The sequence below is a fragment of the Pseudomonas sp. TE3899 genome (genome assembly GCF_056279105.1).
On sequence record NZ_JBWBQR010000001.1, the window covers coordinates 5,971,017 to 5,988,018 of the forward strand.

Below are 17,002 nucleotides of genomic sequence, written 5' to 3' on the forward strand. Positions count from 1 at the left end.
CGTTATAGGGTTTGGGCCATGGTCGCAGGGGATTAGTTTCGATGGATGTCTGGCAGCGACCTATGGCGAGCGAAACGCCCGGGCAGCGTCCTGGTCTTTCTGCTGTTGCCACGCTCTGTCGCGATCATCCCAATGGTGGCTGCGATAGTCCTCGCGGTCGCGGTTTTCCAGCATTGCCTGGCACTGGCGGAAGCCATCGCCCCAGCCCTCGGCGTATTGCTTGTCTTTGAGGTAGCGCGGCACGTTCTTGCGGAATTCACCGGTCATTGCCCCGGCGGCTTGACGACCACTGACGCAACCGTCGTCGAAACCGTCGGCGAACGCCGGCGGGTAACCCTTGGCGATCAGATCTTCGTGGGTCGACTGGCAACCCGCGCACAACAGCAGCAACCCCAACACACCCACGCAACGCCACATCTCAGACTCCCGGCCGGTTGACGGCCTATGTAGCAAGTCTAGAAGTCGATTCGTTGTCGGGATGTGAAAGAAAGATCAAAAGATCCGTAGGAGCAAAGCTTGCTCGCGATGGCATCACCGCGGTTATTCAGGAAGACCGAGGTGATGCCTTCGCGAGCAAGCTTTGCTCCTGCGGGGGCGTGTGTTGGTCAGTAGTGATACCACTTCACCTCAAGCATCACTTCATTCTCGGGGGAGGCGAGGTGGCTGAATTCGCGCTGGGCGCTCAAGCGCAGGCCGAGGTTGCGCGACAACTCCCACTGCTGGTTCAGGCTCACGCTGCGGCGTACTTCGCCGTTGGTGAAGAAATCGCCCTTGGTTTCCAGGCTGAAATTGCCCAGCGGGTTTTTCCACAACACGCCGCTGTTGAACCCGGCTGCCGGGGCGACGAACCCGGCGAAGTCGTTGTTGTGTTCGATGCGCACGGTGCCCAGAGCAAAACCGAGCACATCCTCGCCCAACGCCCAGGTCCCGCCGGCACCGCCGTTGACATGGCTGACCAGGGTTTCATCGTCATGCTTGCCCGGCACCCGCTCCAGGCCGCCGGTGACTTGCCACGACAGCGGCTGCAACAGCTCATTGCGCGGGGTCAGGGAGCGGATGGTCGCCAGGTCCAATTGCTGCAATTGCCAGTGATTGCCTTCGTATTGGCGCAGTTTCATTTGCAGGATTTCGATCTGCGCACCCAGCGGGAAGCTCTCGGCGTTGTCGTTGAGGTCGTGATAGGCCATGCGCAAGCCGTACTCGCCGAACGCCTTGTCGCCCCGGGTGCCGAGGCCGGCCTGCCAGGTGCGGGATTCGTGACCGTCCTCGGGCAAGCCCGGACGCGGGATATCCAACTCCGGCGGCGGGTTCTGATTGATCGCCCGCAACAGTTCGAAACTGCGCTGGGCTCGGGCCGGATCGCGCTCCTGGCCGTTGGCGCGGTAGCGTTCCAGGCGATAAGCAGCGTCGACGATCAGTGCTTGCCGGTCGCGTGGCTGGGCTTTGAATTCAGGTGCCTGCAATTGCTTCTGATCGGCGCTGACTTTCAGCACCCATTGCTGCTCTTCAGGATTCAACGGCTCGGCGCGGCTCAGCAGTTCACGCTCGCGGGACGGGCGATACTGGATCGATTCCACCAGCCCGGCTTCTTTCACGGCTTTGACCGTGTCGGTGGGGATCGCTGTCAGCGGGAATTGCTCGGTCAGCCGCAGACTCGGCCGCGCCACTTGCAGCAGTTCCAGCAGGCGATAGGAGCAGTTTTCGTCGAAGAAGAAGTAGTCGAACTGGATCTGCTTGAGTTCCCAGACGTGCTCGACCATGCGCTCGGTTTCCTGCTGGGTCAGGTTCAGCCGGTATTCCCACAGGTCGCGGTTTTCCAGGCTGCGGTATTCCGAGAGTTTTTCCTGGTAAGGCACGAGGGCGAACAGGCCCGGATAACCGCCCATCAAGCCTTTCCAGGCGTAGAGGATGCTGTTGTCCGAACCTTCGATGTAGGCGCCGAAGTTGATCGCGTAGCTGAGCAGTGCGGTCTGGTCGCTTTGCACATTGGCCTGATCGATGCGCAGCAGCGTGTGGCCGAACATCGATGACGGGCTGTTCAGGTACGCCGCCGGGAAGATCATCACCGCACTGTGGGGCGCGACATCCTTGAACCACTGGGTGAACTCGGCGCAATCCAGCTTCGGCAGGTCGGTGAGGTTCAGTTGTGCCTTGAGCCAGCGAGTACGGGCCGGGTAGACGCATTGCGCATGCTTTTCGCCAGCGCTGGCCGGGGCATACAGCGCCTGCACGGTTGCCGCCAGTTCACGGTCCGGGTGTTCATTGCCATCGGGGGCGAGGAAGAATTTCTTGTCGCTGACATAGCTGCGCCAGCCGCCGAGCTTGGCGGTTTCGTAATGGCCCAGGGAAATCCAGAAGGGGTCGTTGGCCAGTTGCTGCAAACGTTGATCGTCGATGTGTGGCGCGGCGGACAGCGGGGCGCAGACACAGAGCGCCAGCCAGGCAAGGCGTTTGAGCATAGTGGGCAACTTAAGTCGGAATAAACAAAGACCCAAAGAGGGTTAGGTCCAAAAAACAAAAGCCGCTCCCCGAAAGGAGCGGTTGGGTCGAGCTTAAGCTTGAGTGGCGTACTTGGCCAGACGAGGATCGCTCTTCAGGACGGCCAGGGTGTTGGTATGCACGTCGTCAGCGGTCACGTCAGCCTTGCTGAAGATCTGCTGGAAGTGCTCGTGAGTCACGGCGGCGAAGTGCGCACGGTCTTCCGGCGCCACGCCCAGTACCACGGCATAGGTAGTCAGCGCTTCGCCATTACCTTTGGCCATGTCTTCGGACAGCTCGTTCATCATGCCATTCATGGCAATCCAGGATTTACCGCCATAGGTCAGCGCTGCATTGGTCGAGCAACCGTTGGTGCCGGAAGTCATACCGAATGTGGCGTTGCCGGAGGTGCCGTTAGTGGTGGATGCCAGGAAGTGAGCCGGGGTGCCGCGCTGTCCTTCGAACAGCATGTTGCCCCAACCACAATCCGGGCCGCCTGGCGCCTGAGCCATGGCATTGAGGGATACAACGGTGAAGAGAGTACCGAGAAGAATCCGTTTCATAGCTTTGTTCTCTTTGTGTGCATACCAATGGACAAGGGGTTTAGCGTCGTCTCGACGCCATCGGGCCGGTTATTAGTTCCAGCCGCGCAGTTTGGAGTTTAGGCACGTTCCAAGGGTTCCGTGATTTTTTGCAAAACATTCGCGCAAAACATTGATTTGGCCCCGCCCCGCGTGGAGATAGCGGTTTGTCTATGCTTTGGCTTGAGGCGCGCCTTGCCAGTCGGGTATGGGCAGCGCCAGAATGCCGCTATCTGCCCCGCCTGATGTAAGGAAGCCCGATGCCTGATCCTGTTGCTGCCAGCTTGCGTCTAGCGCCCGACGCGCTGACCCGTCCGTTTTCCGCTGAACAGTTCAGCTTCTCTACCACCAATGATCTGGAGCCTTTCCGCGGTGTGCTTGGCCAGGAACGTGCTGTTGAAGCCCTGCAATTCGGTGTGGCGATGCCACGTCCCGGTTACAACGTCTTTGTCATGGGCGAGCCGGGCACTGGCCGCTTCTCGTTCGTCAAACGCTACCTGAAGGCCGAAGGCAAACGCCTGCAGACCCCGGCGGACTGGGTCTACGTCAATAATTTCGATGAGCCCCGCGAACCGCGCGCCCTGGAATTGCCATCGGGCACCGCCGGGGCGTTCATCGGCGATATCAACGGTTTGATCGACAATCTGCTGGCGACGTTTCCGGCAGTGTTCGAACACCCGTCCTACCAGCAGAAGAAAAGCGCGATCGACCGCGCCTTCAACCAGCGCTATGACAAGGCGCTGGACATCATCGAGCGCCTGGCGCTGGAGAAAGAAGTCGCGCTGTACCGCGACGCCAGCAACATCGCCTTCACCCCGATGGCTGATGGCAAGGCGCTGGACGAGGCCGAGTTCGCACAATTGCCGGAAGCCGATCGCGAGCGCTTTCACGAAGACATCTCTGGCCTCGAAGAGCGCCTGAACGAAGAACTCGCCAGCCTGCCGCAGTGGAAGCGCGAGTCGAGCAATCAACTGCGCCAGCTCAACGAAGAAACCATCACCCTGGCCTTGCAGCCGTTGCTGTCGCCGTTGTCGGAGAAATACGCCGAGAACGCCGCCGTGTGCGGTTACCTGCAAGCGATGCAGGTGTACTTGCTGAAAACCGTGGTCGAGCAACTGGTCGACGACAGCAAGGTCGACGCCGTTGCGCGCAAGATGCTCGAAGAGCAATACGCGCCAAGCCTGGTGGTCGGTCATTCGGCCAGCGGCGGTGCGCCGGTGGTGTTTGAACCCCACCCGACTTACGAAAACCTGTTTGGCCGTATCGAGTACAGCACCGATCAGGGCGCGCTTTACACCACTTACCGGCAGCTGCGTCCGGGTGCATTGCACCGGGCCAACGGCGGCTTCCTGATCCTTGAAGCGGAAAAAATGCTCAGCGAGCCGTTCGTGTGGGATGCGCTCAAACGCGCCCTGCAATCGCGCAAACTGAAAATGGAATCGCCGCTGGGTGAACTGGGCCGTCTGGCCACCGTGACCCTGACCCCGCAACACATTCCGTTGCAGGTCAAAGTCATCATCATCGGCGCCCGGCAGCTCTACTACACGCTGCAAGACCTCGATCCGGACTTCCAGGAGATGTTCCGCGTTCTGGTGGACTTCGACGAAGACATCCCGATGGTCGAGGAGAGCCTGGAGCAGTTCGCCCAGTTGCTCAAAACCCGCACCTCGGAAGAAGGCATGGCGCCACTGACTGCCGATGCGGTAGCGCGTCTGGCGACCTACAGCGCTCGCCTGGCGGAACACCAGGGGCGTTTGTCGGCGCGGATCGGCGATCTGTTCCAGCTGGTCAGCGAGGCGGACTTTATCCGTCATCTGGCCGGCGATGAAATGACCGACGCCGGCCACATCGAACGGGCGCTCAAGGCCAAGGCCACCCGCACCGGACGCGTATCGGCGCGGATTCTCGACGACATGCTGGCGGGGATCATCCTGATCGACACCGATGGCGCGGCGGTCGGCAAGTGCAACGGGCTGACGGTGCTGGAAGTCGGTGACTCGGCATTCGGTGTGCCGGCGCGGATTTCCGCCACGGTGTATCCGGGCGGCAGCGGCATCGTCGACATCGAGCGTGAAGTTAACCTCGGCCAGCCGATTCACTCCAAGGGTGTGATGATTCTCACCGGGTATCTGGGCAGCCGTTACGCCCAGGAATTCCCGCTGGCGATTTCTGCGAGCATCGCGCTGGAGCAGTCCTACGGTTACGTCGATGGCGACAGTGCGTCGCTGGGCGAGGCGTGCACGCTGATCTCGGCGTTGTCGAAGACGCCACTCAAGCAGTGCTTTGCGATCACCGGCTCGATCAACCAGTTCGGCGAAGTGCAGGCGGTGGGCGGGGTCAACGAGAAGATCGAAGGCTTCTTCCGTCTCTGTGAAGCCCGTGGGTTGACCGGCGAGCAGGGGGCGATCATTCCTCAGGCCAACGTCGCGACGTTGATGCTCGACGAGAAAGTGCTGTCGGCGGTGCGGGCGGGGCAGTTCCATGTCTACGCCGTGCGCCAGGCTGACGAGGCCCTGAGCCTGCTGGTGGGCGAGCCCGCCGGTTCGCCGGATGCCGATGGCCAGTTCCCGGAAGGCAGCGTCAATGCGCGGGTGGTGGAGCGCTTGCGGGTGATCGCGGAAATGATCAGCGAAGAAGATCTCAAGGAAGCCGAGAAGGAGATGGCGCTGGAAGCGTTGGTCGAGGCCAAACCGGCCTGACCTGAGGTGATGATCGTTCCCACGCTACTGCGTGGGAATGCCTCCTGTGACGCTCCGCGTCACGTCGTTATGGGACGTGGAGCGTCCCGGGCTGCATTCCCATGCAGAGCGTGGGAACGATCTATCAACATAGATCCCTTGTAGGAGCGAGGCTTGCCCGCGAATGCAATCTGTCAGCCGGCATTGATGTTGGCTGATACACCGCTTTCGCGGGCAAGCCTCGCTCCTACACGGGTTTTGGGTATTGGCGAAATCGACATTCGCGGGAAAAAGTGCCATCAGTCTGACGTCAATATTCACACAATGACCGCTCGGCGCCTTCTGGTCTCGCATTGCTTGCGAGGCGAACTTTTCTTCTATTCTCAGCTCAAGGATAGGGACAGCAATCACTGGATCGAAACAGCCTTCCCATGAGGGCTGAATACCGGATCTACCGAGGGTCGCCGCCATGTCGCGCAACCTCTGCCTCACCCGTCAATGCCTGGGTCTTGTGACCCGTATCGAGTGCGCCATCCGCCCATTGGCGGGAGATACGGGCATGTGGACCTTACTCTTCGCCGCCGGAATGGCCGGCGAGCAACCTTCGGCCATCAAGGCCCAAGGCCCGTTCCATGGCCCCTTCGTGGCTGAATCGATCCTCGACACCATTGTTGAAAGCCTGACCTTGCACGGTTACGAGCTGGCCGATGACCCGCAAATCTGGAGCCTGCACCTGCAAGCCCAGCTGCGGGAAATCAACGGTGGCCGTGTTCGAAGCCTGGGTGGCTTCGAGTTTCGCCCCGATCACTGAGTCGGGTCGGGCACATCGGCTTTGTCGAGTTTGACCTCGAAGCCATATTGCACGGTGACGAGGTCGGTTCGTTGGTAGGTTTCCAGCCGGGTCGGCTGGCCATAGAAGTAATGCACGCCAAATAGCGCAGGACCTTCTGCGCTCGCGTCATGACTGACCGAAAGGATCTCCTTCAGATAGTTACCGCTGTCGTCCTTGGCGAAAAAACGCCAGTCCTGGGCGGGAAACAGCTTCAGATCGACCACCAGCGCGTTGCCTTTGAGTTCCAGGCCCTTGGGCAGTTGGTGCGCGTCGAGGCTTTTCTGTTCGACCGTGGCCAGGAACAGCGGCATGGAGCCCACCGCGAAGGCCGGTGTTTCCGGAAACAGGTTCAAATCGTAAGTGATGACGCCGCGCAACGGGTCGACCTGATAAGCCTCCGGCGGTAGTTCGATCGGCTCATCACGCTTGCCGTTATCGCCTGCGGTAAAGAACGTTACCGGGCTGTCGCCAGGGCTGAAGGAGGAGCCGAGCAGTTCGTCGTTGAAGCCGCGCGGATGATCGAACTCGATGCGCGCCGCACTGGGGTCATCCACCGATTGCGTGATGTTGACGCTCTTTTTCAGTTGTTCTTCACCGAGCGTCGCGCCTTTGAGCCAGATCGGCGCCTGATCGTCGTACACCACCACCGGCAAGTTCAGTGGCTGGATGGCCTTCTCGGTGGTGTTGTGATCAAAGCGGCGGACCGGCAGATCCAGATCCTTGCGGGTCACGGTGGCGGAAGAAAAGTCCAGCACGCTGACTTCGAGCGTCTCGATCGGGCCGTTGAAATACACCTTGGTGTAATGCCGGGTCTGCTGTTTCTCGAACGCTCGCTGGTCTTCATCCAGCTGCTTTTCGAACGCCTCGCTCCAGGCTTTCTGCTGTTGCATCTGCGCCAGTTGTTTTTGATAGAAGGCGATTTGCGCTGCGGTTTCGTTGATCGAGCCCGAGCGCGAGAGGAATTGTCCGGTGTTGTCTTTGGCCTGCACGATCAGCGGATTGAGCGGCGTCTCGCTGACTTCGGCGGCCATGGGCAGGCTGTTGGTGAACTCGACCTCGGCGTGGTTGTTCGTCAGGCTCAAGAGGGTGACGCTGAGGTTGTCGTTGGTGCGCGTCTGGCCGACGTCCTTTTTGGTCAGGTCAAAGCTGTACAGCCGCCGCGGCGCGATGACCTCGACCTTGCCTTGCAGGCTTACCGGTTGCGGCTGGTTTTTGTTTTCAACGTCAAGGCCATCGATGAACGGGTAGGTCACCGTCAGGTCATCGGGGTTGGTCAGGTTCGAGCTGGAAGGGCTGAGTTGAATGCCCGGATCGGTTTCCGACCATTCCGGCTGGAACGGGATGACGCGCTTGTTGCTCAGGGTCACCGATTGCCATTCCAGGCCGTGGGGAAAGAGGAAGGCGGCGGGAATGCTGAAGTTGAAGGGGAACACCGGCTGCAGGTCGGTCAGGTAGTCGGAGCTGGAATCCTTGTGCAGCACAAACAGACCGTTGATGTAGGTATCCACCAGCGCCTGGGGCGTGGGGTAGTGCTTGAGCACCGCCAGGGCGTCTTCGCTGTATTCGGTTTGCAGCGGCTTGCTGTCGAGCTTGAGCTGCGCCCGTTCGAGCAACAGCAGCGAGCCGCCCAGTTCGGCGACGGCGTCCTTGAGTTTCGGGTCCGCAATGGCATCGAGGGACTTTTCAAACTGCGCGGTTTTTTCTTCGAGGCTGACCTGGCGTTTCTCATCGCTGGGTGAACAACCGCCGAGCAGCAACGCGAGGCAAAGTCCGGCACTCGTTAATGGCAATCGCACATCCATTTCCTGTCTTCCTGTCCGGTGTCGCTAACCTGTCAATGGTTTGGACACTAGCAGAAAAACTTTGTCACACACACGCAGGTTGCGGATTTGCGGGCGGTTTCTGGGTGTTACAAGCGGCTGATATACTCGCCGCCATTTACCAGCCCTTGTGTGAGATTCAATGGAACGCTTTATCGAAAATGCAATGTACGCCTCCCGCTGGCTGCTGGCGCCGATCTACTTCGGTCTGTCCTTGGGCCTGCTGGCGCTGGCGTTGAAGTTTTTCCAGGAAGTCTTTCATGTCATTCCCAACGTCTTCTCGATGGCGGAATCGGACCTGATCCTGGTGCTGCTGTCGCTGATCGACATGGCGCTGGTGGGCGGCCTGCTGGTGATGGTGATGATCTCCGGCTACGAGAACTTCGTCTCGCAACTGGACATCGACGAGGACAAAGAGAAGCTGCATTGGCTGGGGACCATGGATTCGTCTTCGTTGAAGATGAAAGTCGCGGCCTCGATCGTGGCGATTTCGTCGATCCACTTGCTGCGCATCTTCATGGACGCCAAGAACGTCGATCCCGAGCATTTGAAGTGGTACGTGATCATCCACATGACCTTCGTGATCTCGGCGTTTGCGATGGGCTATCTGGATAAGCTCACTAAGCACTGAAGCAGAAACTTGTAGGAGCAAGGCTTGCCCGCGATTGCAGCGATTCGGTATCCCGGGTGTTTATAAGTCCGCTATCGCGAGCAAGCTTTGCTCCTACAGGTTGTGTTGGGATTGATGTGAAACAGACGGGCGGTTGGGTTTGTGGGTTGTGCTTTGCAGCGTCGAGGCATATGCCTGTAAGGGTCTTGGTCCGCCACTGTCTGAGGTGCGCTGATGAACCTGCAAGAGCTCAATGCCTACGCCATCGCCGGGAAGATCGATGAACTGAACCTGATTTCGCTGGAAGGCGGGATCTATCTGCTGGAAGCGCGGATGCATGGGGCGGCTTATCCACTGAACGATACCCATGGCCAGTCGTTTCATCTGCGCTCGGTCGAGCATGCCCGTGAAGTCCTGCACGCTTTCCCCAAGCTGCAATTCAATCTGGTGCATACCTCGGTGCATGACGAGATGTGCGGGCTCGGCGCCATTGAGGAAGAAACCCTGAAGGTGCCGATCGCGTTCCGCTCAACCTGGCAGCGCTGAGCCCCTGATCAACACCATGGCTTCTGTGCTAGTCTGCTCGCCCTTTTGATTCCGGGCGCTCCGGGATGCGCTGTGTCCGCACGGCAAGTTCCAGGGCCGTCCGCACAGCGGAGCAGTGTCATGTCCGAAGTAAATCTGTCCACCGACGAAACCCGCGTCAGCTACGGTATCGGCCGTCAGTTGGGCGACCAACTGCGCGACAACCCGCCACCGGGCGTTAACCTGGATGCGATCCTGGCTGGCCTGACTGACGCATTCGCCGGCAAGCCGAGCCGTGTGGGTCAGGAAGAAATGTCCGCCAGCTTCAAGGTGATCCGCGAGATCATGCAAGCCGAAGCGGCTGCCAAAGCTGAAGCCGCTGCTGGCGAAGGCCTGGCCTTCCTGGCTGAAAACGCCAAGCGTGATGGCATCACTACCCTGGCGTCCGGCCTGCAATTCGAAGTACTGACTCAAGGTGAAGGCGCCAAGCCGACCCGTGAAGATCAAGTGCGCACTCACTACCACGGCACCCTGATCGACGGCACTGTGTTCGACAGCTCCTACGAGCGCGGCGAGCCTGCAGAATTCCCGGTTGGCGGCGTGATCGCTGGCTGGACCGAAGCCCTGCAACTGATGAATGCCGGCAGCAAATGGCGCCTGTACGTGCCGAGCGAACTGGCTTACGGCGCTCAAGGCGTTGGCAGCATTCCGCCACACAGCGTACTGGTGTTCGACGTTGAGCTGCTTGACGTTCTGTAAGACCGTGATCGCGTGATCCTGCGGTCGCGTGATTAACGTGATCCTGTAGGAGCGAAGCTTGCTCGCGAAGGCGGTGCGTCAGTCAACGATGATGTTGAATGTGATGGCCTCTTCGCGGGCAAGCCTCGCTCCTACAGGGTTTTGCGGCGTGTTTCATAGTTCGATCTTATGGTTCAGATCGCTGGTCGGGCGCAACGCCCGGGCATAGCAGAACAGAAACAGATTGCGCACCAGTTCCTTGAGCACCACCGGCTCGCTGGAACTCAAGCCGCTGACGTCCAGGTCGCCCTGATCCTGCAGCTCGTTCAAGGCTTCTTCTTCAAGCACCGCACAGACTTCCCCGGTTTCCCGATGCAGGATCCTGAGGTAAGGGTGTGGGCGGTCCAGCCAGGCATCGATCAAATAAGTCATGGGTCTCATCTCCATTGATGGGGTTCAATGAGAATAATTCTTATTCATCAAATAGCAAGGACCTATTGGCTGTTTGTGTTTTTTTCAGGGTAAAGGTTGCGTAAGGTCAAAACGGCTGGCGTTTGGCTACTGCGCGGGATTACGGGGCGAAGCGGGGGAGGGCGAAGCACCATCCCACGCCGGGCGCAGGATGGAGGACAGCAGGTTCAGACTTTTCTGACGAACTCGGATTTGAGCTTCATCGGGCCGATACCGTCGATCTTGCAGTCGATGTCGTGATCGCCATCGCACAGGCGGATGTTCTTGACCTTGGTGCCGACCTTGACCACCAGGGACGTGCCCTTGACCTTGAGGTCCTTGATCACGGTGATGGTATCGCCGTCTTGCAGGACGTTGCCCACCGAATCCTTCTTCACGGTGTCATCGGACGCCGCTTCAGCTTCGCCGCTGGCGGACCACTCATGGGCGCACTCAGGGCAGATCAGCTGTGCGCCGTCTTCGTAGGTGTATTCGGAATTGCATTTCGGGCAGGGTGGCAACGTGCTCACTAAAGCTCCTTGGATTGAGGATCGCTAAAAGTCGCACATTATATAGGGTTTATACGGGAGAGGGGCGACACGTGACTTTGTAGGAGCGAGGCTTGCCCGCGAAGGCGTCGTGTCAGTCGAGACAAATGTCGGCTGATAGATCGCCTTCGCGGGCAAGCCACGCTCCTACACAGGTAGCGTTTTAGTGCGTGCGGGCTACCGCAAACTCACTCAACTCCACCAGCGCATCGCGATATTCGCTGGCTGGCAACGCGTCGAGGCACTTGATCGCGCGAGCCACGTAGTCACGGGCCAGTTGCGCGGTGTACTCCAGCGAACCGGACGCTTCAACGGCCTCGCGGATGCTTTCCAGGTCTTCGATGCCACCCTTTTGGATCGCCTGGCGTACCAATGCGGCCTGCTCAGGGGTGCCTTCGCGCATGGTGTAGATCAGCGGCAGGGTCGGCTTGCCTTCGGCCAGATCGTCACCGACGTTCTTGCCCAGGGTTTCCGCGTCGCCTTTGTAATCCAGCAGGTCGTCGACCAGTTGGAAGGCCACGCCCAGGTGATCGCCGAACGTACGCAGCGCTTCACTCTGTTCCGGCGAGGCTTCGCACAGGGCCGCGGCGCTGTGGGTCGAGGCTTCGAAGAGCATCGCGGTCTTGCCGCGGATGACTTCCATGTAGGTTTCTTCAGTGGTGCTGGCGTCACGAACCTTCGACAGTTGCAGCACTTCGCCTTCGGCAATGATGCGCGTGGCTTGCGAAAGGATCTTCATCACCGGCATGGAACCCAGTTCGACCATCATTTCGAAAGAACGCGAATACAGGAAGTCGCCGACCAGCACGCTTGGCGCGTTGCCCCACATCGCATTGGCCGTCGAGCGGCCACGGCGCATGCCGGACATGTCGACCACGTCGTCATGCAGCAGGGTGGCGGTGTGCAGGAACTCGATGGTGGCAGCCAGCAGGCGCAGGTCATCGCCTTCGCGCCCCAGGGCCTTGCCACACAGCAACACTAATAGAGGACGCAGGCGTTTACCGCCGGCCGAGGTAATGTAGTCGCCGATTTTCGATACCAGCGGCACTCGAGAAGTCAGCTGCTTCTTGATGATGCCGTCGACGGCACTAAAATCGTCCGCCACCGCGCGGTAGAAAGCTTGGGGTTGCATCAGCGACAGTTGCTCCAGAAGGGTTGCGCGGCATGCTAGGACCCACGTCCGGACCTGTCAAGGCGCGATGGACGGCCTCTTGCATCACTCCGGCAGCTTGCGTACAATCGCGCACCCTGAACTTCCTGGGCAGCACCTGCCTTACGCAATTGCAATCAGGCCTTCCAGCCTTATGCAGCCATGCCAGCCAATACCTCTTCTTATAAAGAGCTGGGTGAGCAGGATTATCGGAGAAATACCATGTCGTACGCAGTAATTGTTACTGGTGGCAAGCAATACAAGGTCGCCCCAGGTGAATACCTGAAGATCGAAAAACTGGAAATCGCTACCGGCGAATCCGTTACTTTTGATCGCGTTCTGTTGGTCGCCAATGGCGATGACGTGAACATCGGCGCTCCAGTTGTTGCTGGCGCTACCGTTGTGGCTGAAGTGATCTCCCAAGGTCGTCACGATAAAGTCCGCATCATCAAGTTCCGTCGTCGTAAGCACCACATGAAGCGTATGGGCCACCGCCAGTGGTACACCGAGATCAAAATCACAGGTATTCAGGCTTAATTTCAGCCTAATTCCTCACTAGGAGAATTGACTCATGGCACACAAAAAAGCTGGTGGTAGTACCCGTAACGGTCGCGACTCAGAAGCCAAACGCCTTGGCGTGAAGATGTATGGTGGCCAGGTTATCATTCCGGGCAACATCATCGTGCGTCAGCGCGGCACCCAATTCCACGCTGGCTACGGCGTTGGTATGGGCAAAGATCACACTCTGTTCGCTAAAATCGACGGCGTGATCAAGTTCGAAGTAAAAGGCGCCTTCGGTCGTCGTTACGTAAGCATTGTTCCGAAGACTGACGTCGTCGCGGCATAATTACGTAGTTGCTGGAAAAGCCCTGTCTCGCGACGGGGCTTTTTCGTTTGTGGGGTGAGTCTCTTGCAAAGCTGTTTGTGATGGGCGAAAGCAGCTGGGTTTGAGGTTGTTGCTTGAGGTCGCTGCGCTCATTTTTGCAAGAGTCTTATGTCTTGGTTTTTTCGGCTCGTCCGTATGGCGAGAGGCGTTTTGTTATGAAGTTTGTTGATGAAGTATCGATTCGAGTAAAGGCCGGCGACGGCGGCAACGGTTGCATGAGCTTCCGTCGCGAAAAGTTTATTGAAAACGGCGGCCCGAACGGCGGTGATGGCGGTGATGGCGGCTCGGTCTACATGGTTGCCGACGAAAACCTCAACACCCTGGTGGATTACCGTTACACCCGGCACTTCGATGCCGAGCGCGGTTCCAACGGCGGCAGCACCGACTGCACCGGCAAGAAAGGTGAAGAGCTGGTGCTGCGCGTGCCGGTCGGCACCACGGTGATCGACTCCGCTACCCAGGAAATCATCGGCGACCTGACCAAGGCTGGTCAGCGTCTGCTGGTGGCCCATGGCGGCTGGCACGGTCTTGGCAACACCCGTTTCAAATCCAGTACCAACCGGGCTCCACGTCAGACCACTCCGGGCAAGCCGGGTGAGGCGCGTGATCTCAAGCTGGAAATGAAAGTATTGGCTGACGTCGGCCTGCTCGGTTTGCCGAACGCCGGCAAAAGCACGCTGATCCGCGCTGTTTCGGCCGCCAAGCCGAAAGTTGCCGACTACCCGTTCACTACCCTGGTGCCGAACCTGGGTGTGGTCAGTGTCGATCGCTGGAAAAGCTTCGTGGTCGCGGACATTCCGGGCCTGATCGAGGGCGCTTCCGACGGCGCCGGCCTGGGGATTCGCTTCCTCAAGCACTTGTCCCGTACCCGCCTGCTGCTTCATCTCGTGGACATGGCGCCACTGGATGACACCAGCGCCCCGGATGCGGCGGAAGTGATTGTCAGCGAGCTGACCAAGTTCAGTCCGTCCCTGGCCGAGCGCGATCGTTGGTTGGTACTGAACAAGTGCGACCAGATCCTTGAAGAAGAGCACGATGAGCGCGTCAAGGAAATCGTTGATCGCCTGGAATGGACCGGTCCGGTCTATGTGATCTCCGCGATCTCCAAGCTCGGCACCGAGCGTCTGTGCCACGACATCATGCGTTATCTGGAAGATCGTGCCGATCGCCTGGCAGCCGACCCGGCCTACAAGGAAGAGCTGGCCGAGCTCGATCAGCGCATCGAAGACGAAGCCCGTGCTCAGCTGCAGGCCCTGGATGACCAGCGTGCCCTGCGCCGTAGCGGCGTGAAGTCGGTCCATGACATCGGCGACGATGATTGGGATGAAGAAGATGTGGATGACGAAGACGGTCCGGAAATCATTTACGTGCGTGACTGATCCGTTGCGATAAACTTAAGCGCCGCTCAATCGAGCGGCGTTTTAGTATCTGGAAATCGATAGTTGGTCACGAATAACCACGAATAACGTTACGGGCAGTGCCAGGTCGCACTGCCCTCAAACTAAGGTTGAAGATGATGCGGAGCAAGGTGACAGGTGCGCAGCGTTGGGTCGTGAAGATCGGCAGCGCTTTGCTGACGGCGGACGGCAAGGGCCTGGATCGCGCGGCAATGGGTGTCTGGGTTGAACAGATGGTGGCCTTGCATGAGGCGGGCGTCGAGCTGGTGCTGGTGTCCTCCGGGGCCGTGGCGGCCGGCATGAGCCGTCTGGGCTGGACCGTACGACCCAGTGCAATGCATGAGTTGCAGGCGGCTGCCGCCATTGGTCAGATGGGCCTGGTGCAGGCCTGGGAATCGAGCTTTGCCGAGCATGGCCGGCATACCGCGCAGATTCTCCTGACCCACGACGACCTGTCCGACCGCAAGCGCTACCTGAACGCCCGCAGCACCTTGCGCGCGCTGGTCGAGCTCAAGGTCATCCCGGTGATCAACGAAAACGATACCGTGGTCACCGATGAAATCCGTTTCGGCGACAACGACACGTTGGCGGCGCTGGTGGCCAACCTGGTCGAGGCTGATTTGCTGGTGATCCTGACCGATCGCGACGGCATGTTCGATGCTGATCCGCGCAACAACCCCGACGCCAACCTGATTTACGAAGCCCGTGCCGATGATCCGGCGCTGGACGCAGTGGCCGGTGGCACCGGTGGTGCGCTGGGTCGTGGCGGGATGCAGACCAAGTTGCGCGCGGCGCGGCTGGCAGCGCGTTCCGGGGCGCACACCATCATCGTCGGCGGGCGCCTGGAGCGCGTGCTTGATCGCCTCAAGGCGGGCGAGCGCATCGGCACGTTATTGTCGCCTGAGCGCGGCCTGCTGGCGGCGCGCAAGCAATGGCTGGCCGGGCATCTGCAAACCCGTGGCACCCTGGTGCTGGATGCGGGCGCTGTCACGGCATTGTCCAAGGGCAATAAAAGTTTGCTGCCGGTCGGCGTCAAATTGGTTCAGGGCAGCTTCCGTCGTGGCGAAATGGTGGTGTGCGTGGCGCCGGACGGTCGGGAAATCGCCCGCGGTCTGGCCAATTACAGCGCTCTGGAAGCACAAAAAATCATCGGGCAGTCGTCTGAGGCGATTGTCGGTCTGTTGGGTTATATGGCGGAACCGGAACTGGTTCACCGCGATAACCTGATCCTGGTCTGAAGGAAAACTGAATGCGCGTTGCAAAGGGATTATTGGGCTTGTTGCTGGCGATGCCGTTGCTGGCTTCGGCAGAAGAAATTGGTCAGGTGTCGACAGTGTTCAAATTTGTCGGCCCGAATGACCGAATTGTGGTCGAGGCGTTTGACGATCCGAAAGTCGAAGGCGTGACTTGCTACCTGTCGCGGGCCAAGACCGGCGGCGTGAAGGGTGGTTTGGGGCTGGCTGAAGATCGTGCCGAGGCATCCCTGGCGTGTCGTCAGGTGGGGCCGATCAACTTCAAGGGCGAGCTGAAGGATGGCGATGAGGTGTTCAAGGAGCGCACTTCGCTGGTGTTCAAGACCATGCAGGTGGTGCGTTTCCTGGACAAGAAGCGCAATACGCTGGTGTATCTGGTCTACAGCGACCGCTTGATTGAAGGCAGTCCGCAGAATGCGGTGACGGCGATTCCGATTCTGCCGTGGCCTCATCAGTGATCTGAAAATCGCCTTCGCTCCTACGGGTATGCGACACAACCCAGTAGGAGCGAGGCTTGCCCGCGAAGGCGTCAGGTCGGCCGCCGCAATACTCACTGAAATAAAAACCAAATCGCAGGCAATAAAAAACCGACCCTGAGGTCGGTTTTTTAACAAGCTTGTAGCTTAAGCGGCAACAGCAAGGTTCAGAGCCTTGACGTGACCGTTCAGGCGGCTCTTATGACGAGCAGCCTTGTTCTTGTGGATGATGCCTTTATCGGCCATACGGTCGATAACTGGCACGGCCAGAACGTAAGCAGCTTGAGCTTTTTCAGCGTCTTTTGCGTCGATGGCTTTAACTACATTCTTGATGTAGGTACGAACCATGGAACGCAGGCTGGCGTTGTGGCTGCGACGCTTCTCAGCCTGTTTTGCACGTTTTTTGGCGGAAGGTGTGTTGGCCACCGTCGAGCTCCTCGAAAGACTTTTTAGGAAATAGCAAACAAAATAGGCCGCGAATCATGCCGATGAGTTGATGTCTTGTCAAGGGCGGTTGAGACGTTCCGCTAAGTGGTAGGTATAAAGAGGCGGGATATTTATTTCCGGCGCTTGACCTGTA

At 59.1% G+C, this 17,002-nt stretch carries 18 protein-coding genes; 10 read left to right on the top strand and 8 right to left on the bottom strand.

Going from position 1 to position 17,002, the window contains the following annotated elements; genetic code table 11:
- Positions 1 to 60: 60 nt before the first annotated feature.
- From ACZ89E_RS27150 to ACZ89E_RS27160, 3 genes are all read right to left on the bottom strand, one after another.
- The gene (locus ACZ89E_RS27150; RefSeq protein WP_463258517.1) at positions 61 to 417 is read right to left on the bottom strand and encodes a hypothetical protein; all 357 of its coding nucleotides are present in this window, start codon (positions 415 to 417) and stop codon (positions 61 to 63) included.
- Between the two features lie 188 nt (positions 418 to 605).
- The gene (locus ACZ89E_RS27155) at positions 606 to 2,459 is read right to left on the bottom strand and encodes an Lnb N-terminal periplasmic domain-containing protein (protein ID WP_149661014.1); all 1,854 of its coding nucleotides are present in this window, start codon (positions 2,457 to 2,459) and stop codon (positions 606 to 608) included.
- A 93-nt stretch (positions 2,460 to 2,552) separates the two neighbouring features.
- On the bottom strand, positions 2,553 to 3,041 hold the full coding sequence (locus tag ACZ89E_RS27160) for a DUF3015 domain-containing protein (RefSeq protein ID WP_054051400.1): 489 nt from the start codon (positions 3,039 to 3,041) through the stop codon (positions 2,553 to 2,555).
- A 278-nt stretch (positions 3,042 to 3,319) separates the two neighbouring features.
- Between ACZ89E_RS27160 and ACZ89E_RS27165 the strand changes: the two genes are divergently transcribed.
- On the top strand, positions 3,320 to 5,758 hold the full coding sequence (locus tag ACZ89E_RS27165; protein WP_149661015.1) for a Lon protease family protein: 2,439 nt from the start codon (positions 3,320 to 3,322) through the stop codon (positions 5,756 to 5,758).
- Between the two features lie 448 nt (positions 5,759 to 6,206).
- Positions 6,207 to 6,548 carry a PA4575 family protein gene (locus ACZ89E_RS27170; RefSeq protein WP_133837671.1) on the top strand — a complete coding sequence of 114 codons (342 nt, stop codon included), beginning with the start codon at positions 6,207 to 6,209 and terminating at the stop codon, positions 6,546 to 6,548.
- Here the strand turns inward: ACZ89E_RS27170 and ACZ89E_RS27175 are convergent.
- Positions 6,542 to 8,371, bottom strand: coding sequence for a hypothetical protein (locus ACZ89E_RS27175; protein ID WP_476256768.1), 1,830 nt, complete (start codon positions 8,369 to 8,371; stop codon positions 6,542 to 6,544). The two genes, ACZ89E_RS27170 and ACZ89E_RS27175, sit on opposite strands and share 7 nt — an antisense overlap.
- 160 nt (positions 8,372 to 8,531) lie before the next feature.
- Here ACZ89E_RS27175 and ACZ89E_RS27180 point away from each other — a divergent pair, with 160 nt between their 5' ends.
- The 3 genes from ACZ89E_RS27180 (at position 8,532) to ACZ89E_RS27190 (ending at position 10,283) form a co-directional block, all read left to right on the top strand.
- Positions 8,532 to 9,020, top strand: coding sequence for a TIGR00645 family protein (locus tag ACZ89E_RS27180; protein WP_133837673.1), 489 nt, complete (start codon positions 8,532 to 8,534; stop codon positions 9,018 to 9,020).
- Between the two features lie 213 nt (positions 9,021 to 9,233).
- Positions 9,234 to 9,545 carry a DUF6482 family protein gene (locus tag ACZ89E_RS27185; RefSeq protein WP_149661018.1) on the top strand — a complete coding sequence of 104 codons (312 nt, stop codon included), beginning with the start codon at positions 9,234 to 9,236 and terminating at the stop codon, positions 9,543 to 9,545.
- Positions 9,546 to 9,665: 120 nt separating this feature from the next.
- Positions 9,666 to 10,283, top strand: coding sequence for an FKBP-type peptidyl-prolyl cis-trans isomerase (locus ACZ89E_RS27190; protein WP_149661019.1), 618 nt, complete (start codon positions 9,666 to 9,668; stop codon positions 10,281 to 10,283).
- Between the two features lie 153 nt (positions 10,284 to 10,436).
- On the opposite strand, the gene ACZ89E_RS27195 is transcribed toward ACZ89E_RS27190, so the two are convergent.
- The 3 genes from ACZ89E_RS27195 to ACZ89E_RS27205 all read right to left on the bottom strand — a co-directional run bounded on the left by ACZ89E_RS27195 (position 10,437) and on the right by ACZ89E_RS27205 (position 12,392).
- Positions 10,437 to 10,694: a PA4570 family protein gene (locus ACZ89E_RS27195; RefSeq protein WP_163911706.1), complete on the bottom strand. Its 258-nt coding sequence runs from the start codon at positions 10,692 to 10,694 to the stop codon at positions 10,437 to 10,439.
- A gap of 206 nt (positions 10,695 to 10,900) precedes the next feature.
- The gene (locus ACZ89E_RS27200) at positions 10,901 to 11,242 is read right to left on the bottom strand and encodes a zinc ribbon domain-containing protein YjdM (protein WP_010467527.1); all 342 of its coding nucleotides are present in this window, start codon (positions 11,240 to 11,242) and stop codon (positions 10,901 to 10,903) included.
- A 181-nt stretch (positions 11,243 to 11,423) separates the two neighbouring features.
- Positions 11,424 to 12,392: a polyprenyl synthetase family protein gene (locus ACZ89E_RS27205; RefSeq protein WP_133837677.1), complete on the bottom strand. Its 969-nt coding sequence runs from the start codon at positions 12,390 to 12,392 to the stop codon at positions 11,424 to 11,426.
- A 240-nt stretch (positions 12,393 to 12,632) separates the two neighbouring features.
- Here ACZ89E_RS27205 and rplU point away from each other — a divergent pair, with 240 nt between their 5' ends.
- The 5 genes from rplU to ACZ89E_RS27230 all read left to right on the top strand — a co-directional run bounded on the left by rplU (position 12,633) and on the right by ACZ89E_RS27230 (position 16,404).
- Positions 12,633 to 12,947: a 50S ribosomal protein L21 gene (gene rplU / locus ACZ89E_RS27210; RefSeq protein WP_003176051.1), complete on the top strand. Its 315-nt coding sequence runs from the start codon at positions 12,633 to 12,635 to the stop codon at positions 12,945 to 12,947.
- Between the two features lie 34 nt (positions 12,948 to 12,981).
- On the top strand, positions 12,982 to 13,257 hold the full coding sequence (rpmA, locus tag ACZ89E_RS27215; protein ID WP_007901871.1) for a 50S ribosomal protein L27: 276 nt from the start codon (positions 12,982 to 12,984) through the stop codon (positions 13,255 to 13,257).
- A gap of 194 nt (positions 13,258 to 13,451) precedes the next feature.
- Positions 13,452 to 14,675, top strand: a complete 1,224-nt coding sequence (gene cgtA / locus ACZ89E_RS27220) for an Obg family GTPase CgtA (RefSeq protein ID WP_123514524.1) — start codon at positions 13,452 to 13,454, stop codon at positions 14,673 to 14,675.
- 137 nt (positions 14,676 to 14,812) lie between these two features.
- Positions 14,813 to 15,931 carry a glutamate 5-kinase gene (gene proB / locus ACZ89E_RS27225; RefSeq protein WP_476257074.1) on the top strand — a complete coding sequence of 373 codons (1,119 nt, stop codon included), beginning with the start codon at positions 14,813 to 14,815 and terminating at the stop codon, positions 15,929 to 15,931.
- A gap of 11 nt (positions 15,932 to 15,942) precedes the next feature.
- Positions 15,943 to 16,404, top strand: a complete 462-nt coding sequence (locus ACZ89E_RS27230; protein WP_149661022.1) for a CreA family protein — start codon at positions 15,943 to 15,945, stop codon at positions 16,402 to 16,404.
- Positions 16,405 to 16,569: 165 nt separating this feature from the next.
- On the opposite strand, the gene rpsT is transcribed toward ACZ89E_RS27230, so the two are convergent.
- On the bottom strand, positions 16,570 to 16,848 hold the full coding sequence (gene rpsT, locus ACZ89E_RS27235; protein WP_008154937.1) for a 30S ribosomal protein S20: 279 nt from the start codon (positions 16,846 to 16,848) through the stop codon (positions 16,570 to 16,572).
- Positions 16,849 to 17,002: the final 154 nt, after the last annotated feature.

Excerpts from the sequence above, each read along its gene's own strand:
- rpmA (WP_007901871.1), top strand. The coding sequence starts at position 12,982 with ATGGCACACAAAAAAGCTGGTGGTAGTACCCGTAACGGTCGCGACTCA.
- ACZ89E_RS27165 (WP_149661015.1), top strand. The coding sequence starts at position 3,320 with ATGCCTGATCCTGTTGCTGCCAGCTTGCGTCTAGCGCCCGACGCGCTG.
- ACZ89E_RS27205 (WP_133837677.1), bottom strand. The coding sequence starts at position 12,392 with ATGCAACCCCAAGCTTTCTACCGCGCGGTGGCGGACGATTTTAGTGCC.
- rplU (WP_003176051.1), top strand. The coding sequence starts at position 12,633 with ATGTCGTACGCAGTAATTGTTACTGGTGGCAAGCAATACAAGGTCGCC.
- ACZ89E_RS27185 (WP_149661018.1), top strand. The coding sequence starts at position 9,234 with ATGAACCTGCAAGAGCTCAATGCCTACGCCATCGCCGGGAAGATCGAT.
- ACZ89E_RS27180 (WP_133837673.1), top strand. The coding sequence starts at position 8,532 with ATGGAACGCTTTATCGAAAATGCAATGTACGCCTCCCGCTGGCTGCTG.
- ACZ89E_RS27170 (WP_133837671.1), top strand. The coding sequence starts at position 6,207 with ATGTCGCGCAACCTCTGCCTCACCCGTCAATGCCTGGGTCTTGTGACC.
- ACZ89E_RS27175 (WP_476256768.1), bottom strand. The coding sequence starts at position 8,371 with ATGGATGTGCGATTGCCATTAACGAGTGCCGGACTTTGCCTCGCGTTG.
- ACZ89E_RS27190 (WP_149661019.1), top strand. The coding sequence starts at position 9,666 with ATGTCCGAAGTAAATCTGTCCACCGACGAAACCCGCGTCAGCTACGGT.
- ACZ89E_RS27160 (WP_054051400.1), bottom strand. The coding sequence starts at position 3,041 with ATGAAACGGATTCTTCTCGGTACTCTCTTCACCGTTGTATCCCTCAAT.
- ACZ89E_RS27150 (WP_463258517.1), bottom strand. The coding sequence starts at position 417 with ATGTGGCGTTGCGTGGGTGTGTTGGGGTTGCTGCTGTTGTGCGCGGGT.
- ACZ89E_RS27230 (WP_149661022.1), top strand. The coding sequence starts at position 15,943 with ATGCGCGTTGCAAAGGGATTATTGGGCTTGTTGCTGGCGATGCCGTTG.
- ACZ89E_RS27195 (WP_163911706.1), bottom strand. The coding sequence starts at position 10,694 with ATGACTTATTTGATCGATGCCTGGCTGGACCGCCCACACCCTTACCTC.
- ACZ89E_RS27155 (WP_149661014.1), bottom strand. The coding sequence starts at position 2,459 with ATGCTCAAACGCCTTGCCTGGCTGGCGCTCTGTGTCTGCGCCCCGCTG.
- proB (WP_476257074.1), top strand. The coding sequence starts at position 14,813 with ATGCGGAGCAAGGTGACAGGTGCGCAGCGTTGGGTCGTGAAGATCGGC.
- cgtA (WP_123514524.1), top strand. The coding sequence starts at position 13,452 with ATGAAGTTTGTTGATGAAGTATCGATTCGAGTAAAGGCCGGCGACGGC.